Genomic DNA, 17,338 nt, shown 5'->3' with positions numbered 1-17,338 from the left:
CGGCCGTGCGCTAGACCGAGGTGAGCTGCGCCGCCGGTTCCTCGCGGAGGGCCGGTGGCGCGGCCGCCGGCGGGACGAGTACCGCTTCCGGCACGGGCATCGGGGCGACCTCGATATCGGTCACCACCAGTTCGGTGCCGCCCAGTTCTGGCACGGCCCCCGCAGGGGCGCCGGCCGCGCCCGCGACAGCCGCCGCGGCCGCGCCGCCGCGCCGACGGACGGTGCCCGGCAGCAGGACGCGGCCGCCGCTGTGCAGTGCGACCGCGGTGAGCGGCACGGCGGTGGCGAACAGCACGCAGGCCAGTACGGCGCCCATGACCGGGTAGCCGGCATGACCGGCGAGCAGCGTCCCGGCCAGCGGTCCGCACGCGACGCCGAGGTTGGAGGCGGAACCGGCCAGCACGGCCCAGCGGCCCTGCCCGTCGAGTGAGGCGGCCAGGCCGATCAGGTAGGAGAGCACCACGGGGTAGACGGTGTTCCAGAGCACCTCGCCGGTCGCGAACGGCACGGCTCCGCCGGCCGAGGCGCTCACCGCGACACAGGTGGCGATGACCGCGGTGCCCACACCGATCGGGACGGCGCGGCCGAGCCGGGAGCCGAGCGCGCCCGCCGCGCCGACCCCGGCCAGACCGCCACCGAGGGCGACGGCGAAGACCAGGCCGAGCGCGGCCTCGGAGAGTCCGGCCCGGTCGAGGCCGATGCGTCCGCTCACGCCCCACAGGGCGTTCTGCGCCATCGACCAGCACAGCATGGCGACGGCCAGCACGGCGCCGGCGCGGCGGTGCGGCAGCCGGGCCGGGACGCCGGCGTCGGGGCGCGGTGACGCCACCCGGTCCGGTGCGGCCGGCAGCCGCCCGGCCGCGGGCAGCGCCAGCGCGGCGGCGCAGGCGATGGCGGCGAACGGCAGCGCGTGGCCGCCACCGAGTCGCGGCAGCACCAGGTACAGCGCGCCGGCCGTCGCCGAGGTGGTCAACAGGCCCAGTACCGAGGCGCGGTGCGGGTCCTGGCGGGCGGCGATCCCGACGGCGGCGACCGCGGTCGCCGTCCCGGAGCCGAAGCCGCCGATGACGCAGCCGGCGACCACCAGCGGAACGTGGGACGTGCCGGCGGCGAGGGCGAAGCCCGCCACCATGAGCAGCAGGCCGGCGCGGGCGAGGCGGACGGGCCCCAGGCGGTCCACGCGGGAGGCGAGGGTCAGTCCGGCACCGGCCGACGAGAGCAGCAGTGCGCTGCCGACAGCGCCCGCATGGGCGCTGCTCAGGCCGAGGCCACCGGGGGAGGAACCGAGGTGCCCGACGATGGTGGGCAGCAGATAGGCGGCGAGATACCCGGCGGCGAAGACCGCGACCAGGGGCAGGACCGCCGCGCGGGGGCGCGGAGGCATGGGCGTACCTCTCAACAGGACGAAGGCCAAAAGGGGGTGGAGCGCCTATCGACCGACAGGAACGCGCTGCGTCATATCTATCAAGTGGGACGACTGCGACAGAGGGGGGTATCGAGAAGTTAAACCTGCCGTTGCCGATTCGAGATCAAAGCCCCCCGGCCAGCAGGGCGACCGACCGTTCGATGTCCGCCGGCGACAGGTGCGCGTACCCCATGACGAGGCGCACCCGGCCGTCGTCCGCACCGCCGCCGCGCACGGTGTAGTCGGACAGCGGCCGTACCGCGACACCCGCCGCCGCGGCCGCCGCCAGGAAGCGCGGCTCGGGTCCGTAGCGCGCGGGCAGGGCCGCGATCACATGCAGTCCGGCCGCGATGCCGCTGACCCGCGCCCCGGGGAAGTGCCGTTCCAGCGCCTCGGCCAGGGTGTTGCGGCGGATGCGGTACAGGCGCTGGCAGCGCCGCAACTGCCGGTCGTAGTGGCCGCCGGAGATGAACTCCGCCAGGACGGCCTGCTCGGTCACCGGATTGCCGAGGTCCATCGTCCGCTTGCGTGCCGCGACCTCGGCCGCGAGCTCCGCCGGTGCGACCAGCCAGCCCAGCCGCAGTCCGGGAGCCAGCGATTTGCTGACGGATCCGGTGTAGGCGACCCGGCCGGGGGCCAGGCCCTGGAGGGCGCCGACGGGCGCCCGGTCGTAGCGGAAGTCCCCGTCGTAGTCGTCCTCGATCAGCAGTCCGCCGCTCTCCCGGGCCCAGTCGGCGAGTTCACCGCGCCGCCGGGCCGTGTACGCCACCCCCGAAGGGAACTGGTGGGCCGGGGTGACCACGGCCGCCCGCACCCCGGTGGCGGCCAGCGCCGCCGGGTCCAGGCCGTCACAGTCCACCGGCACCGGCACTGCCGCCAGCCCCGCCGCCGCGAACAGCGCCGTGTGTTCGGGGCTGCCCGGATCCTCCACCGCCACCCGGCGCTCCCCGCGGTCCCGCAGGACCAGGCCGATCAGGGTGTGCGCCTGCGCCACCCCGGAGCACACCACGACCCGGTCCGGTTCCACCGCGACCCCACGGCGGCGGGCCAGCAGATCGGTGAGCGCGGCCCGCAGTTCGGGCAGCCCGCGGGGATCGGGGTAGCCGAACGCCCGGTGCGGCAGCCGCGTCAGCACCCTGCGGTGGGCGGCCGACCAGGCGGCGCGCGGGAAGAGCGACAGATCCGGCAGCCCCGGCCGGAAGTCCGTGGGGCCGCCCCGGTCGTCCGCCGCGAACGGTCCGGGGGCGGGCGCCACGGGACCCGCGCACGCACTGGTCACCCACGTCCCGGAGCCCTGCCGGCCGCTCAGATACCCCTCCGCGGTCAGCTGCGTGTACGCGTCCGTCACCAGCCCGCGCGACACCCGCAGATCGGCGGCCAGCTCCCGGCTCGACGGCAGTTGGGTGCCGGGCGTCAGCCGGCCCGACCGCACCGCGTCGCGCAGCGCCCCCTGCAGCGCGCGGCCACGGCTGCGCGCCGGGGCGGCCGCCGAAGGGAGCAGCAGCTCCCAGGCGGCGGTCCCGCCCGCTCCGTCACCGTCGCCGTCGTCGGAAGTGGTCCTCGAAGCTGCCATGGGATTGGACCTTAATCCGGACCGGTTCTCTTCATAGCGTCATCGCATGAACTCATTCCAGCGCCGTGGAGCGCTCCTGGCCGCCCTCGCCTGTGTCCTGGTCGGCGGCTCCTTCACCGCCAACGGCGCACTCGTCGACTACCCGCACGCCGGAGGCCAGGCGCTGCGGTACGGCATCGCCTTCGTACTGCTCGCCCTGCTCACGCTCAGAAGCACCAGTGACACGGCCGTCCGGCTGCGTGCGCTCACCGGGCGGCAGTGGCTGCGGCTCGCGGTGCTCGCCGCGACCGGCATGGTCGGCTTCAACCTCGCGGTGCTCGCCGCCGAGGGCAGCGCGGAACCCGCGGTGCCCGGCGTCCTGGTGGGCTGCGCGCCGATCGTCGTGGCGGTACTCGTGCCGCTGCTGGCCGGCCGGCGTCCCTCCCGCGCGGTGCTGGCCGGTGCGCTGCTCGTCGCGGGCGGGGCCTTCGCCGTCCAGGGATGGGGCGGCTCGGACACGGCCGGGCTGGTGTGGTCGGTGGCGGCGCTGGCCGGGGAGGTCGCCTTCGCGGTGGTCGCCGCACCGCTGGTCGGACCGCTGGGTCCACGACTGCTGTCGACCTGCGTCTGCGGCTTCGCCGCCGTCGAGGCCGGACTCCTCGGACTGCTGCTCGACGGGCGGGCCGCGCTGCGGCTGCCCGACACGGGCGAGGCGGTGGCGCTGGGCTGGCAGGCCGTCGTGGCGACCGTCATCGGCTTCATCTGCTGGTACGCCGGGATGCAGCGGATCGGCGCCGAACGCGCCACGCTCTTCTCCGGGCTGATCCCGGTCTCCGCGGCGCTGACCGCGCCGCTGGTCGGCGTGGGCACCTTCGGGCCGGGGCGGCTGGCGGGCAGCCTGCTGGTCGCGGCGGGTGTCGCGGTGGGCTCCGGAATGCTCGCCCGGCGCGCGCCGGGGGAACGGACCGGAGCCCTGACGGGCGGGGCGGCAGAGGCCCGGACGGCGGTCAGCGCGAGCCGTCGAGGATGACCCGGGCCACCAGTTCCGGGTCGTCGTTCATCGGCACATGGCCGCAGCCGGGCAGCCGGATCAGCCGGGCGCCGGGGATGGTGCGCTTGGCACGGATCCCCTGGCGACGCAGCAGGACGCGGTCCTGGGTGCCCCAGGCGATGGTCACCGGGACATCGGGGATGTCGTCGCTGAAGACGACGCCGGCCCGGCCCGCCGCCAGCGTGGCCTCGAATCCGGCGGCCTCCCGCATGGCACGCGTCTCGGCCACCACGGCCTCCGGCGAGCGCTGTCCGGGGCGGGAGTAGATCGCGCTGGTGAGCGCGGCGCGGCCGGCCGTGCTGCGGGCCATCCGCTGCACGGTGGTCGGCGGCAGCAGCAGGGCGCCGCGCCGCATCGCCCCCAGCACCGTGAAGGCGTAGCGCCGTTCCGACTCGGTCCAGAATCCGGCCGGGGACAGCGCCGTCACACTGCGCACCAGCCGCTCGCGGCCCAGGTGCAGGGCGACGAGCCCGCCGAGGGAGTTGCCCGCCACATGCGGGCGGTCGAGCCCGAGCGCGGTGAAGAAGGCGTCGAGCGCGGCGACGGCCGTCGGCAGGTCGCTGGGGACCGACGCGTGCTGAGCGGGGGACTGGCCGAAGCCGGGCAGGTCCACGGCGATGACGTCCCGCTCGGCGGCGAGCAGACCGGCCACCGGGTCCCATGCCTGCAGGTGGTGCCCGATGCCGTGCAGCAGCACCAGCGGCTCTCCCTCGCCGCGGCGCTCGTAGGCGACGAGAACGGGCGGGAGACCGGCGGGGGAGACCTCGACGAGGGAGGCGGTTCGGGGCATGGAGCGCTCCTGACCGTTGATAGACATGACGTCAGGAAGGGTATCGGGGAAGCCCGGGAACTCCTATGGGGCACCGTGAGTTCACTGGATACGGGCCGGTGTTCGCTGCCGGCCCGGCCAGCAGCCCCGACCGGGCGCCCCCGTCTCGGTCGGGGCCCCTCCCTCCCCGGTGGAGGGCGGGACAGCGGTCAACCGGCCCGCTGCAGTGTGACGTTGAAGTCGGCGTGCCCCAGGGCGCCCATGGCCTTCACCCACAGCAGCAGATAGGCCTCGGTACCGCGTGCCGACGTGATGCCGCCGAGGTCCACGACCCGCTCGCGCGGCCAGCCGAACTCCGCCAGCAGCGCGGCCGTCTGATCCTTCGCCGCCGCGTCCTCCCCGCTCAGGAACAGCACATGCTCACCCGGCACCCGCGAAGGATCCACCATCACCGCCGAGTTGACCGTGTTGAGCGTCTTCACCACCCGGGCCTCCGGAAACGCCCGCTGGATCCGCTCGCCCAGACTGTCCGAACCCACCGGGTCCAGGACCACTTCGCCGTCCGCGAACGCCAGCGGATTGGCGACGTCGACCAGCAGCTTCCCCGCGAGGTTCGCCGCACCCGCCGCCTCCAGTGCCTGCAGCGACACCATGCCCCCGGTGGCGTTGACGACGACCTCGCCGAAGGCCGCCGCATCCGCGAACGTCCCGTTGTGCCCACCGGGACCGGCCTCCTGCGCCCAGGCCAGCGCCGCCGCGTTGTCCTTCGTACGCGAGCCCAGCGTCACCTCGTGGCCCAGCGCGACGAGCTTGCCCGCGAGCGTCCGGCCGACCTCGCCCGTACCCAGTACCGCGTAACGCATCCGGTTCCCCTTCGTTCCCGCACCGGCCGCCACCGCTGTGGCGGCCCGGCCTCATTGTGGCTCCGCCCCCGCCGCCCCGCCTGGACATCGGCACGGCCGGTCGGGTGGTATCTGATGCGTGGGGAGCCGACGCTCCGTGACCGGCCGGCGCCCCTGTGGCGCGGCATCAACATCGCGTGAACGTCATGCGTACGAGGCGTCCCTGGTCAGGGACCGGAACGATGATTGGTCTTGACCAAGGGGGAGGCCCGCCCTATCGTCGCCTTAGTAGTGCAAGGACCTTTAATAAATAGGGGTTCCGAAACAAGGCTGAACAAGGCCCGCACAGGGCCCCAGCGATTGTGAGGACAGGGTGGGGACCACGCAGCTCGAGGCGACGCAGGAGGTTCAGGAGCCGAAGTACTGGCACCTGAAGACCGTGCTCAATGACGCGCTCGACTCCGAGTTCTCGGTGGGCGAGATCCTGCCCAACGAGCGTGACCTCGCCGCCCGTTTCGGTGTCGCGCGGGCCACGCTCCGCCAGGCCCTGGAGCAGCTCGAGCTGGAAGGCCGGCTGCAGCGCCGCCGTGGTGTCGGCACCACCGTCGCCCCGCCCCGCATGGGTGTGGCCGTCGGTCCGACGGACAACGCCTGGCCCGGTATCGGCAACGACACCTGGCGCACGGTCGGCTGTGCCGAGGCCGTCGCCCCGGCCGCCGTCGCCCGTCTCTTCGACAGCGCCGGCGGGGTCCCGGTGCACACCATCCGGCGCGAACGCGTCATGAACGGCCAGCCGGTCGCCACCGAACTGCTCTACGTTCCCGCCGAGTCGGTCCCCGGACTGCCCGGTCTGCTGACCCCGGCGAGCCACGCGCCCGCCGTGCTGCGGGAGCTGCAGCGGCTGGACCTGGAGGGCGAGGACCGCGCCGTGGAGCTGGGCTCGGCCCGAGCCGAGGACGCCAAGCAGCTCGACCGGCTGCCCGGTGCCCCGGTCCTCGTCGTCACCACGCGTTACTTCGCGGCCGGCCAGGTCGCCGCCGTCGCGATCTCCACCTACCGCGCGGACACCTGCCGGCTCACCTTCGGTGACACCGGCACCGTGGAGGTCACCCCCCACGAGGAGCAGGAGCGCCGCCAGGCGTCCTGAGCACACATCGTCGTACGCACATGAGCACCGGAACCCTGGGGGTTCCGGTGCTCATGTGCTGTCGGTCGGGAGGGTGCTTTCGGCTCAGCGCCGGGGGAGTGAGGTCTGCTCGACGGCGAACAACTGCTCCTCGACGTGGTCCAGCGCCAGCCGCAGCGCCCCGGTCGCGATGGCCTCCTGGCCCAGCGCCGACAGCGTCACCTCGGGCGGCCGCAGACAGTAGCGCGCCAGCTGGTCGCGCAGCGGCTCCAGGACGCCGTCCAGGCCCGCCGCCCAGCCGCCGATCACGACCAGCTCGGGGTCGAGAGCGAGCACCAGGGCCGCCACATCGTGCACCAGCCGCCGCAGATACCGGTCCACGGCCTCCTTGGCCTGCACATCGCCGCCCTTGGCGAGCGCGAAGACCCGGGCGACAGCCGACTCGTCCAGCGGGTGCAGCGGCGTCCCGGTGGTCGACAGCAGATGCTCCGGTGTCACCTCCTGCCCCAGCAGGTGCAGCGCCCCGATCTCGCCCGCCGCACCGCCGAAGCCGCGGTGCAGCCGGCCGCCGATCAGCGAACCGGCACCCGGGCTCAGCCCGGCCAGCACGAAGACCATGTCGTCGGTCCCCATGCCGACGCCCTTCCAGTGCTCGGCGACGGCCGCGACATTCGCGTCGTTCTCCACCAGCACCGGACAGCGGAACGACCGCTGCAGCCGCTCGCCGAGCGGCAGACCCGTCCAGCCCGGCAGCGCCGTGCTCAACCGCACCGCGCCGTCGGCCTCGACGATGCCGGGGCTGCCGACCCCGACCGCCCAAAGCGTGCTGCGCGCCACCCCGCACTTGCGCAGCAGCTCGGCGACAGTGCCGCGGACCCGGTCCAGCCGGTCGTCCGCGGAAGCCGCCTCCGCCACGTCATGGCCCAGCGAGCCCAGCAGCTGGCCGCTGAGGTCGGACAGCACCGCACGCACCTGGTGCGCGCCGATCTCGATGCCCAGCAGATGGCCCGCCTCGGCGTGGAACCGGAAGCGGCGGGCCGGCCGGCCCTGCTTGCGGGCGTCACCGGGCTCGGCCGGGGCCTCCACCACCAGCCGGGACTCCGTCAGCCCCTCGATGACGCCCTCGACGGTCGGCCGGGAGAGGCCGGTGCTGTGCACCAGCTCGGTGAGAGTGGGGGTCTGGGACCCGCGCAGCGCGTGGAGGACCACCGCGGAATTGATCCGTCGCAGCAGGGATGGATCCCCGCCGGTGAGCCGCCCCAACGTATGTCCTCCCAGCCAGCGCGTGTATGTGGGCGGATCGTACCTGGCCAGCGGCCGCGCGGCGAGTGCCGTTGCAGCCGGCGCCGCGCCGGTCGCCGCCGGAGCATCTCCGGAGCCTCCCCAAGTCCCTAGCGGGCGCCCGGATCCGGGTCGTCGGCGGCCGCGCGCAGCCGTCCGAACTCCTCCGCCATGGCCGCGGCCGTCCAGTGGGCGTTGAGGCCGCTGGGGTTCGGCAGCGCCCAGATCCGGGTCCTGCCGATGGTCCGCTCCTGCGGACCGATCCGGGCGTCCTTCTCGCCGAAGGCCACCCGGTAGGCGGTGATACCGGCCACCGCCAGCCACGCCGGCTCCAGCAGCCGCACCTTGGCGTCGAGGATCCGGCCGCCCTCCACCATCTCCGCGGCGCTCAGCTCGTCGGCCCGCGCCGTGGCCCGCGCCGCGACATTGGTGATGCCGAGCCCGTACGAGAGCAGCTCCCGCTGCTCGGCGGGGAGGAGCAGCCGGGGAGTGAAGCCCGAGGCGTACAGCACCGGCCAGAACCGGTTGCCCGGCCGGGCGAAGTGATGGCCGGTCGCCGCGGACAGCAGCCCCGGATTGATCCCGCAGAACAGCACACGCAGGCCGCCCGCGACCACATCCTCGATGGTGCGGTCGCGGGCGGCTTCGAGTTCCTCCGGCGTCAGAGGATCGCTCCGGGCGCGTAAGCGGCCGCCTTCGGGTGCCGCTCGGCGACCTCGGCGATCCGCTGCACGACGGCCGCGACCTGTCCGGCGGCGGCACCGGTGAACGACAGCCGGTCGGCCATCAGCGCGTCCAGCTGCGCCCGGTCCAGCGGCATCCGCTCGTCCTCGGCGAGCCGGTCCAGCAGCTCGTTGCGCTCGGCGCCCTTCTCACGCATCGCGAGCGCGGAGGCCACCGCGTGCTCCTTGATGACCTCGTGCGCGATCTCGCGCCCCACACCCGCGCGCACCGCGCCCATCAGCACCTTCGTGGTGGCCAGGAACGGCAGGTAGCGGTCCAGCTCACGGGCGATGACAGCCGGGAAGGCGCCGAACTCGTCCAGCACCGTCAGGAACGTCTCCAGCAGACCGTCGAAGGCGAAGAACGCGTCCGGCAGCGCGACCCGGCGCACCACCGAGCAGGACACGTCGCCCTCGTTCCACTGGTCGCCCGCCAGCTCGCCGACCATCGAGGCGTAGCCGCGCAGGATCACCGCGAGGCCGTTGACGCGCTCGCAGGATCGGGTGTTCATCTTGTGCGGCATCGCGGACGAGCCGACCTGACCGGGCTTGAAGCCCTCGGTGACCAGCTCGTGCCCGGCCATCAGCCGGATCGTCTTGGCCAGCGACGAGGGGGCCGCGGCCAGCTGCACCAGCGCGGTCACCGCGTCGTAGTCCAGCGAGCGCGGGTAGACCTGGCCGACGGAGGTGAAGGCCCGCGAGAAGCCCAGGTGACCGGCGATCCGGTCCTCCAGCTCGGCGAGCTTGGCGGTGTCGCCGCCCAGCAGGTCCAGCATGTCCTGCGAGGTGCCGACCGGGCCCTTGATACCGCGCAGCGGGTAGCGGCCCAGCAGGTCCTCGACCCGCTCGAAGGCCACCAGCAGCTCGTCCGCGGTCGTCGCGAAGCGCTTGCCCAGGGTGGTGGTCTGCGCGGCGACATTGTGCGAACGGCCGGCCATGACCAGCTCGGCGTACTCGGCCGCGAGCTTCCCCAGCCGGGTCAGCACCGCGACCGTGCGGTCGCGGACGTGCTCCAGCGACAGCCGGATCTGCAGCTGCTCGACGTTCTCGGTGAGGTCGCGCGACGTCATGCCCTTGTGGACCTGCTCGTGCCCGGCGAGAGCGTTGAACTCCTCGATGCGGGCCTTCACATCGTGCCGGGTGATCTTCTCGCGCTCGGCGATGGAGGCGAGGTCGACCTGCTCCAGCACCCGCTCGTAATCGGCGAGCGCCTGCTCGGGCACCTCGATACCGAGGTCCTTCTGCGCCCGCAGGACGGCGAGCCACAGACGGCGCTCCAGCACCACCTTCTGCTCGGGGGACCACAAGGTGGCGAGCTCCGCGGAGGCGTAGCGGCCGGCCAGGACGTTCGGGATACGAGGCTTAGCAGTCACGTGCAGAGAGTCTACTGCGCGTCGGCGCAGGCCAGCGCCCCGGCCGGATCGGCCGCAGGAAGACCGTGTCGGCGCTGGTCAGCCCTGGTCGCCCGGGTACGGGAGCAGCTCGCCGCGCTTGGGCGGCATACCGTCGCCCGAGGAGCGGCCGGTCAGCCGCCGGCCGATCCACGGCACCAGGTGCTCGCGCGTGAAGCGCAGGTCGGCGCCGCGCCGCGTCACCCAGCCCGGCGGCACGGCGGGCGGCAGCAGCTCCGTCCAGTCCGACTCCGGCTCGTGGCCGAGCGCCTGCCAGACCGCCTCCGCCACCCGGCGGTGGCCCTCGGCGTTCAGATGCAGCCGGTCGTCGGCCCACATCTGCGGATCGCCGAGCACCCCCGACCCGTAGAGGTCGACCACGATCGCGCCGTGCCGTTCCGCGAGGGCGTCGAGGAACGCGAAGAGCTGCTCCATACGCGGCAGGAAGCGGGCCGCGACGGGTCCCCGGCGGATCGGGCTGCGCATGAGGACGAGCTGCCCGCAGTCGGGCGCCAGCTTCTCGACGGACTGCTCCAGCAGCGCGCAGACCGCGTCGACGTCGCACTTGGGCCGCAAGGTGTCGTTGAGCCCGCCGACCAGCGTGACGAGGTCGGGGCGCATCGCGGCGGCGGTGTCCACCTGCTCGTCCGCGATCTGCCGGATGAGCTTGCCCCGCACCGCGAGGTTGGCGTACCGGAAACCGGGGGCACGGGCGGCGAGGCGCCCGGCGACCAGGTCGGCCCATCCCCGGTACGAACCGTCCGGGAGGGCGTCGGACATTCCCTCGGTGAAGGAGTCGCCGACCGCGACAAAACTGGTGTACGTGGCATTCATCTGCATGGCGCGGGCGATCCTACCCGCCACCGGGCGGTGTCCGCTGCGCGACCGATGATGATCAATAATTCGATCGCACGAACCAGCGATACCGGTCACGCTGCATCAGACACCCCATGACCCGACCAGGAGCAGCCGTGACCGACCTCGAAACCCTCGTCAAGCCCGAAGACCTCGTCGCGGCCATCGAGTCGGGACACGTCTCGCGCAAGCAGCACCCCGAACTGCCCCTCTCGATCTACACCTACACGCGCACCTGCCAGTACGAGCGCGCCTGGAACGCCGTCACCACCCGCTGCCGCGGTCTGGTGGCCGACGACGAGACCGGTGCGATCGTGGCGTGGCCGTTCGAGAAGATCTTCAACGTCGGGGAGCACGGGCTCGGGCTGCCGTACGCGCCGGCACTGCCCGTCGAGCCGTTCGAGGTGTACGACAAGGTCGACGGATCGCTCGGCATCGTCTTCCACTACGACGAGCGCTGGCACGTCGCCTCCAAGGGCTCGTTCACGTCGGAACAGGCCACCTGGGCGACGCGGCGGCTGCGGGCCGCCGACACCGGCGCGCTCGACCCGCGGAGCACCTACCTCGTCGAGATCCTGTACCCGGAGAACCGCATCGTCGTGAACTACGGCGAGCGGCGCGACCTCGTGCTGCTCGCGGCGTACGCGCACGACGGCACCGAGCGCGTCCTCGGCGAGGCCGCGGTGGAGTGGCGGCCGATCGGCTCCGTGGTCCGTAGCTGGCCCGCGCCCGAGCTGGCCCGGCTGCTCGAGATGACGGCCGACAACATCCGGATCGACGGTCAGGAGGTCACCGGAACGGACGCCGAGGGATACGTCCTGCGGTTCGCCTCCGGGGTGCGGACGAAGGCCAAGACCGCGGACTACGTGCGGCTGCACAAGGTCATCACCGGTGTCACCGAACGGGACATCTGGCGCAGCCTCGGCATCCAGCGGTTCGCCGACCGCGACCCCAAGCGGCTCACCCAGATCCTCGGCTGCCGGCCGCAGGAACTGGCCGCCTACGCGGCGAGCGGCACCGGTCCGCTCGACGCGCTGCTGGAACAGGTCCCGGACGAGTTCGACGCCTGGGTGCGCGGCATCGTGGAAGGTCTCGAGGCACAGGCCGAAGCGCTGGCCGCGAGCGCCCGGGAGGAGTTCGCGGCCCTCGCGCCGCTCGGCCACGACCGGGCCGCGTTCGCCCGCGCCATCCAGCGGATCAGCGACCGGACGGTGCGCGGCACCATGTTCCAGCTGCTCGACGGACAGAACGTCGATCTACAGTTCTGGCGGGCGATCAAGCCTGGCCCCTCCGACCCTTTCGCGAACGACGAAGAAGGCTGAACCCGATGCCCACCGTGCACGTCATGACCGGTCTGCCCGCCTCCGGGAAGACCACCGCCGCCCGCAAGCTGTGCGCCGACTCCGAAGGCCGCGTCCGGCGTGTCAACCTCGACGACCTGCGGGTCATGCTCGGTGACGGCGGCAGCGGCGGCGGCCGGCAGTGGTCGCACGAGCACGAGCAGACCGTCCTCGCCATCCAGGACGCCGCCGTGCGGGAGACGGTCGCCGCCGGTTTCGACGTCGTCGTCGACAACACCCATCTGACCCCGAACATCCCCAAGCGGCTCAAGGCCGCCGTCGGCGGCCTGGCGGTCTTCGTCGTGCACGACTTCACCGATGTGCCGATCGAGGAGTGCCTGCGCCGCGACGCGGCCCGCGCCAACCCCGTGGGTGAGGAGATCATCCGCATCCTGGCCGACAAGCACGCCAAGTCCACCCGAGGCGGCTGGCGGCTCACCGACGCCTGGATGAACGACACACCCGCCGTCCAGCTCTACACCGCGGACACGACCCTGCCCGACGCGGTGATGTGCGACATCGACGGCACCCTCGCGATCAACCAGAACCGCAACCCGTACGACTTCAGCCGCTGCGAGCAGGACGGCCTGAACACCTCGGTGCGCGACGCCCTCGTCGCCTTCCAGAAGGCGAACGGCGACCGGATCGTGCTGCTGTCCGGCCGCGGTGAGGAGTTCCGCGCCCAGACCGAGGCCTGGATCGCGGCACACGACGTGCCCTGCGACGAGCTGTGGATGCGGCACGCCGGTGACACGCGCCGCGACGACATCGTCAAGGCCGAGCTGTTCGACGCGCACGTCCGCGACCGCTACAACGTGCGCGTCAGCCTGGACGACCGCGACCGGGTCGTGGCGATCTGGCGCCGGATGGGCCTGCCGACCTGGCAGGTCAACTACGGGAGTTTCTGAGCCAGGGGCTCGGTGGCCGGCAGGCGGCTGAACCGGACGCCCGCGTCCTCCAGCGGGCCGTGCCGCAGCATCAGGATGTCGCGCGGGTAGTTCTGGTACAGCCGCCAGGGCGCGGTCGGGCCCTGCTTGGGCAGCGCGGCTGCGCTGCGCCGCACATAGCCGGACCGCAGGTCGATGAGGGGCTCCAGGGGCAGCGACGGCTCCGGGGCCAGCGGGGTGCAGGCCCGGTATCCGTGCGCGGCCATGTGGTTGAGCAACCGGCACACGTACTGGCTGACCAGGTCGCACTTGAGCGTCCAGGAGGCGTTGGTGTAGCCGAGGGCGAGGGCGAAGTTCGGTACGCCGGAGAGCATCATGCCCTTGTACGCGACGGTTCCGGCGAGGTCGATCTCCGTGCCGTCGACGGCCAGTGTCATGCCGCCGATGGCCAGCAGGTTGAGTCCGGTCGCGGTGACGACGACGTCCGCGTCGAGCTCGGCGCCGGACTCCAGGCGCAGGCCGTTCTCGGTGAAGGTCTCGATGCGGTCCGTCACGATCGACGCCCGGCCGTCGCTGACGGCCTTGAACAGGTCGCCGTCCGGGACGAGGCACAGTCGCTGGTCCCACGGGTTGTAGCGCGGGGCGAAGTGCGTGTCGATGTCGTAGCCGAGCGGGAGCTGCTTCCGTACGCCCTTGCGCAGTACGGCCTTGAGCAGCCGGGGCGCACGGCGGCTGAGCTGGAAGCTCAGGGTGGCCAGCAGGACGTTCTTCCATTTGATGGCCGGGTGGGCGGCCTTCGCGGGGAGCAGCCGGCGCAGCCGGTCGGCGAGGGCGTCGCGGGACGGCATGGACAGCACATAGCTCGGTGAGCGCTGCAGCATCGTCACGTGCCCGGCCGTGGTCGCCATCGACGGCACGAGGGTGACGGCGGTGGCGCCGCTGCCGATGACCACGACGCGCTTGCCCGCGTAGTCGAGATCCGCCGGCCAGTGCTGGGGGTGCACGATCGTGCCGGTGAAGTCCCCGGTGCCGGGGAAGTCCGGTGTGTAGCCCTGGTCGTAGCGGTAGTAGCCGGAGCAGACGAACAGGAACGCGCACGTCATCCGGACCGTGTCGCCGGTGCCGGTGCGGAGGACGTGCACGGTCCACAGCGCCTGTTCCGAGGACCATTCCGCGCGCACCGCGCGGTGGCGGAAGCGGATCGCGCCGTCCACTCCGTGCTCGCGGGCGGTGTCGCGGACGTACTCGCGGATCGCGTCCCCGTCGGCGATCGCCTTGGCGCCGGTCCAGGGCCGGAACGTGTACCCCAGCGTCTGCATGTCGGAGTCCGACCGGACGCCGGGGTAGCGGAACAGGTCCCAGGTGCCACCGATCGCCTCGCGGGCCTCCAGGATCGCGAACGTCCTGTTCGGGGTCTCCCGCCGGAGATGGCAGGCGGCGCCGATCCCGGACAGGCCGGCACCGACGATCAGCACGTCGACGTGTTCCGCGGGCGCGTCGTCACCGATCGGGGGGTTCACGCACCCGGCTCCGAGCGGGAGAGCGCCGCCGCGGGGAGGGACGGCTTCGGCCGGCGTGGTTCGCGGACGCCGGCGGGCGGCGGACCGCCGGGACCGCCGCCGCCCGGCCGCACCCGGCGCCGGAACCGTCGCAGCAGGGCCACCAGCGGAATGATCGGCAGGGCGAGCAAGAGCCATGGGTTCCTGGTCATCTGCTTCATCTGCATACTCCGACACTCCGCTCACCGCCCGGCGTGCGCCATAGCCCTTACAGGCTAAGGGACGCCGCTCCCGCTGAGCCGGCCGTCGCTGTGGCACTGTGAGTGGCGCCGCAGACGACCGGAAGTCCGACGACCGGAGGCCCGACGACCCGTGACCACGATTATTTGGATCACCGAGGGCGCTTGGCAGGCGACCGTGGACGCCGCCCGCTCACACGTTCCGGACACGGCCGAACTCACCCTGCTCCATGTCACCGGTGACGACGTCGAGGCCGCCGCGCACGGCGCGTTCGCCGGTCTGCTCGGCCGCGGTCACCGCGAGCGCGATCCGGGCGACTATCTGGAGGCGCTGTCCGCGACGGCCGGCGCCGAACTCCTGGAAGCGGCGGCCGACCGGCTCGGCCGGCCCGCGGCCCGGCTGCAGGTCCACGGGCGCATCGCTCGGGAGGTGGTCCGGGCGGCGGAGGGCGCCGAACTGCTGATCTGTGCGCGGGACGGCGACCTCCACCGGCTGGGGCCGCGCAGTCTGGGGCGCGACGGCCGTTTCGTCGTCGACCACGCGCCCTGTCCCGTCCTGCTGGTGTGGCCCGAACCCGCCCCCGGTCTCGGCTCGATCCCGCCCCCGCCGACCGGCCCCCCGCCGCCGCATCCGCACCACGGTCCGGAGCACCACGGGGCGTGAGCGTGTCTGTGCGGTAGGGCGGTGGCGTCACGCGGAGGAGATCACGCCGATCCCGTTCGGCACCGGGCGTTCGGGCACGCCGGACGGATGGTTCCGCACCGTGCTGTGCGCGGCGCCCGGGGGCCGGGTGACGAGGGTGGACGAGCCGCCTCCGTCGAGATCGACGGCGCCGTCGGCTCCGAGGGCGCGCAGCAGGCGGGCCAGTTCGCCGAGGGTCAGTCCGTCGTCGTGCTCGGCGCCGCTGTCCAGGGCCAGCAGGTACAACCGGCGGCCTTGGCCGCTGAAGCCGGCGGCGGTCCGGGTGGCGGCGGCGGTCTCGTCGAGGCCGTCGAGCGGGACGCCGCCGCGCAGCACCGGATACCCGCCGATCGCGAAGGCCAACGGGACGCTTCCGGTGGCCCGGAGGCGGTGCCGGACGGGTACGGGGTCACCGATCCGCAGCCGGCGCAGTGCGCGGGCGCCGGCCTCGCGCCCCACCAGGACGACCGACCCGCGCGGGACGACGCCTTCGCCCAGGGTGGCCGAGGCCGAGGTGACGCGACCGTGGTGCACCGTCACTTCGTAGGGGTCGGTGCCGCAGGCGGCGGCGCGAACGTCGTTGGTTCCGCAGCTGGCCCGTGCGCGAGAGGCGGGTCCCCAGGCGGAGGTGTACGCACCGATGCCATCCACGGGCAGTGCGTACTGGTTGAAGCCGGCGAGCTCCCAGGTCCCGGCCGGGGTGACGACGGCGCCCCGCAGCCGCAGCCGGTCCAGCCGGGCAGCCCCGTCGGCTCCGATGCCCAGCACGTCCTCGTCGGTGGCTCCCGGCACCAGCGCGGGCCCGTAGCGCTGGCCGTCCGGAACAGCGGCCTTGAGCGGTCGTCCGTCCGCGACGGCCGGGCCTACGGTGGAACCGGTCGGCCGCACGCCCGGATGCTCGACCTCGGTGATGTCGAAGAAGTCGCCGTTGACGGCGGCGACCGCGCCGCGCGCGTCGGCCAGCCGGGACACCGGTGCCCGGATGCCGGTCACCGCGCCACTCGTGCCGGGCCGCAGCAGCTCGATCTTCACGCGCGCGTCGTCCAGATCGACCGTCAGGAGGTGGCCGTGCGCGGTTCCGTGGGACGCGGTCACCGAGAACGTCTCGTACCGCACGCCGGGCGCCAGATGTGCCGCGTTCGAGAGCCGCAGGCCCGGATCGGCGTCGGCGCTCCCCGGCGCCGCCACGACGAGCAGGGCGCTCCAGACGGCGGTCACCACGACCGCCGTACGTAAGCGGCGCCCGGGCCGGGAGTGACCGCGGGAGCCGGATGGACCGGCGGGCAGGCGCGAGGTGGCGCGGAGCATGGGCCGGACCTTTCTTGCCTGTGCGACGACGCGTGTGTGCTGACACGTGCTCGGTGACACGTGCGGTGACGTGCCGCGGTGACAGCGGCCGTTGCCGCCTGGGGGAGTGGCCACCGCAGCCGGTCGGGCGGAGGACGGCGGACCGCTCGGTCCTTCTTCCCGGTCAGGGCCACCGGCAGCCGCGTACGCCGTTCCGTTCCCGCTGTTGGCGTAGCGCACCCGACCGTCCTGCCGTGCCGGACATGCCGAAGGGACCGGCGGACGGGGGCCCAACCCCTGTCCGCCGGTCCCTTCGTGGAGCTCCGGCCGCGCCGGTGGCGCGCTGCCTCCCGGGCGCTAGTCGATCGTGATCGGGCCGTCGGTCGGCTTGTCCCGGCCGGTGTCCTTCT

General features: G+C 73.3%; 16 protein-coding genes. 5 read left to right on the top strand and 11 right to left on the bottom strand.

The window, feature by feature from the left end; translation table 11 throughout:
• Positions 1-10: 10 nt before the first annotated feature.
• Together C6N31_RS22320 and pdxR are read right to left on the bottom strand one after the other, a co-directional pair.
• A complete protein-coding gene (locus C6N31_RS22320) occupies positions 11-1,384 on the bottom strand; it encodes an MFS transporter (protein ID WP_138357214.1) in 1,374 nt (457 codons plus the stop codon).
• 145 nt (positions 1,385-1,529) lie between these two features.
• The gene (gene pdxR, locus C6N31_RS22315; protein WP_138357213.1) at positions 1,530-2,978 is read right to left on the bottom strand and encodes a MocR-like pyridoxine biosynthesis transcription factor PdxR; all 1,449 of its coding nucleotides are present in this window, start codon (positions 2,976-2,978) and stop codon (positions 1,530-1,532) included.
• A gap of 46 nt (positions 2,979-3,024) precedes the next feature.
• Between pdxR and C6N31_RS22310 the strand changes: the two genes are divergently transcribed.
• A complete protein-coding gene (locus tag C6N31_RS22310) occupies positions 3,025-3,987 on the top strand; it encodes a DMT family transporter (RefSeq protein WP_138357212.1) in 963 nt (320 codons plus the stop codon).
• Here the strand turns inward: C6N31_RS22310 and C6N31_RS22305 are convergent.
• Both C6N31_RS22305 and C6N31_RS22300 read right to left on the bottom strand, forming a co-directional pair.
• Positions 3,965-4,798 (bottom strand): alpha/beta fold hydrolase, encoded by an 834-nt coding sequence (locus C6N31_RS22305; protein ID WP_164299417.1) that lies wholly within the window; start codon positions 4,796-4,798, stop codon positions 3,965-3,967. The genes C6N31_RS22310 and C6N31_RS22305 overlap by 23 nt on opposite strands.
• Before the next feature lie 188 nt (positions 4,799-4,986).
• The gene (locus C6N31_RS22300; protein ID WP_138357211.1) at positions 4,987-5,640 is read right to left on the bottom strand and encodes an NADPH-dependent F420 reductase; all 654 of its coding nucleotides are present in this window, start codon (positions 5,638-5,640) and stop codon (positions 4,987-4,989) included.
• 352 nt (positions 5,641-5,992) lie between these two features.
• Between C6N31_RS22300 and C6N31_RS22295 the strand changes: the two genes are divergently transcribed.
• Positions 5,993-6,766 carry a GntR family transcriptional regulator gene (locus C6N31_RS22295; RefSeq protein ID WP_138357210.1) on the top strand — a complete coding sequence of 258 codons (774 nt, stop codon included), beginning with the start codon at positions 5,993-5,995 and terminating at the stop codon, positions 6,764-6,766.
• 84 nt (positions 6,767-6,850) lie between these two features.
• Here the strand turns inward: C6N31_RS22295 and C6N31_RS22290 are convergent, their stop codons facing one another.
• From C6N31_RS22290 to C6N31_RS22275, 4 genes are all read right to left on the bottom strand, one after another.
• Positions 6,851-8,008: an ROK family protein gene (locus tag C6N31_RS22290; protein WP_138357209.1), complete on the bottom strand. Its 1,158-nt coding sequence runs from the start codon at positions 8,006-8,008 to the stop codon at positions 6,851-6,853.
• A 128-nt stretch (positions 8,009-8,136) separates the two neighbouring features.
• Entirely contained in the window at positions 8,137-8,691 is a 555-nt protein-coding gene (gene mug, locus C6N31_RS22285) for a G/U mismatch-specific DNA glycosylase (RefSeq protein ID WP_138357208.1), read from the bottom strand.
• Complete coding sequence (purB, locus tag C6N31_RS22280; protein WP_138357207.1) at positions 8,688-10,121, bottom strand: adenylosuccinate lyase; 1,434 nt, start codon at positions 10,119-10,121, stop codon at positions 8,688-8,690. Before purB ends, mug begins: the two co-directional genes overlap by 4 nt.
• 78 nt (positions 10,122-10,199) lie before the next feature.
• Complete coding sequence (locus tag C6N31_RS22275) at positions 10,200-10,979, bottom strand: SGNH/GDSL hydrolase family protein (RefSeq protein ID WP_198358037.1); 780 nt, start codon at positions 10,977-10,979, stop codon at positions 10,200-10,202.
• 131 nt (positions 10,980-11,110) lie between these two features.
• Between C6N31_RS22275 and C6N31_RS22270 the strand changes: the two genes are divergently transcribed.
• Positions 11,111-12,316: an RNA ligase gene (locus C6N31_RS22270; protein ID WP_307811525.1), complete on the top strand. Its 1,206-nt coding sequence runs from the start codon at positions 11,111-11,113 to the stop codon at positions 12,314-12,316.
• Between the two features lie 5 nt (positions 12,317-12,321).
• The gene (locus C6N31_RS22265) at positions 12,322-13,242 is read left to right on the top strand and encodes a phosphatase domain-containing protein (RefSeq protein ID WP_198358035.1); all 921 of its coding nucleotides are present in this window, start codon (positions 12,322-12,324) and stop codon (positions 13,240-13,242) included.
• Here the strand turns inward: C6N31_RS22265 and C6N31_RS22260 are convergent.
• Together C6N31_RS22260 and C6N31_RS44040 are read right to left on the bottom strand one after the other, a co-directional pair.
• Entirely contained in the window at positions 13,227-14,741 is a 1,515-nt protein-coding gene (locus C6N31_RS22260; RefSeq protein ID WP_244808996.1) for a flavin-containing monooxygenase, read from the bottom strand. The genes C6N31_RS22265 and C6N31_RS22260 overlap by 16 nt on opposite strands.
• Entirely contained in the window at positions 14,738-14,932 is a 195-nt protein-coding gene (locus C6N31_RS44040; protein WP_232485508.1) for a hypothetical protein, read from the bottom strand. The genes C6N31_RS22260 and C6N31_RS44040 overlap by 4 nt, the downstream gene beginning before the upstream one ends.
• A gap of 160 nt (positions 14,933-15,092) precedes the next feature.
• Here C6N31_RS44040 and C6N31_RS22255 point away from each other — a divergent pair, with 160 nt between their 5' ends.
• Positions 15,093-15,623 carry a universal stress protein gene (locus tag C6N31_RS22255; RefSeq protein ID WP_138357202.1) on the top strand — a complete coding sequence of 177 codons (531 nt, stop codon included), beginning with the start codon at positions 15,093-15,095 and terminating at the stop codon, positions 15,621-15,623.
• Between the two features lie 27 nt (positions 15,624-15,650).
• On the opposite strand, the gene C6N31_RS22250 is transcribed toward C6N31_RS22255, so the two are convergent.
• Positions 15,651-16,859 carry a phosphodiester glycosidase family protein gene (locus C6N31_RS22250; protein ID WP_244808995.1) on the bottom strand — a complete coding sequence of 403 codons (1,209 nt, stop codon included), beginning with the start codon at positions 16,857-16,859 and terminating at the stop codon, positions 15,651-15,653.
• Between the last annotated feature and the right edge of the window lie 479 nt (positions 16,860-17,338).

The sequence above is a fragment of the Streptomyces fildesensis genome, from assembly GCF_016107395.1.
GTDB classification, from domain to species: Bacteria; Actinomycetota; Actinomycetes; order Streptomycetales; family Streptomycetaceae; genus Actinacidiphila; species Actinacidiphila fildesensis.
This window is presented reverse-complemented; position numbering and strand designations above follow the sequence as displayed.

Bases quoted from the DNA above. Each gene is read 5' to 3' on its own strand.
- C6N31_RS22320 (WP_138357214.1), bottom strand. From the start codon at position 1,384: ATGCCTCCGCGCCCCCGCGCGGCGGTCCTGCCCCTGGTCGCGGTCTTC.
- pdxR (WP_138357213.1), bottom strand. From the start codon at position 2,978: ATGGCAGCTTCGAGGACCACTTCCGACGACGGCGACGGTGACGGAGCG.
- C6N31_RS22310 (WP_138357212.1), top strand. From the start codon at position 3,025: ATGAACTCATTCCAGCGCCGTGGAGCGCTCCTGGCCGCCCTCGCCTGT.
- C6N31_RS22305 (WP_164299417.1), bottom strand. From the start codon at position 4,798: ATGCCCCGAACCGCCTCCCTCGTCGAGGTCTCCCCCGCCGGTCTCCCG.
- C6N31_RS22300 (WP_138357211.1), bottom strand. From the start codon at position 5,640: ATGCGTTACGCGGTACTGGGTACGGGCGAGGTCGGCCGGACGCTCGCG.
- C6N31_RS22275 (WP_198358037.1), bottom strand. From the start codon at position 10,979: ATGCAGATGAATGCCACGTACACCAGTTTTGTCGCGGTCGGCGACTCC.
- C6N31_RS22265 (WP_198358035.1), top strand. From the start codon at position 12,322: ATGCCCACCGTGCACGTCATGACCGGTCTGCCCGCCTCCGGGAAGACC.
- C6N31_RS44040 (WP_232485508.1), bottom strand. From the start codon at position 14,932: ATGACCAGGAACCCATGGCTCTTGCTCGCCCTGCCGATCATTCCGCTG.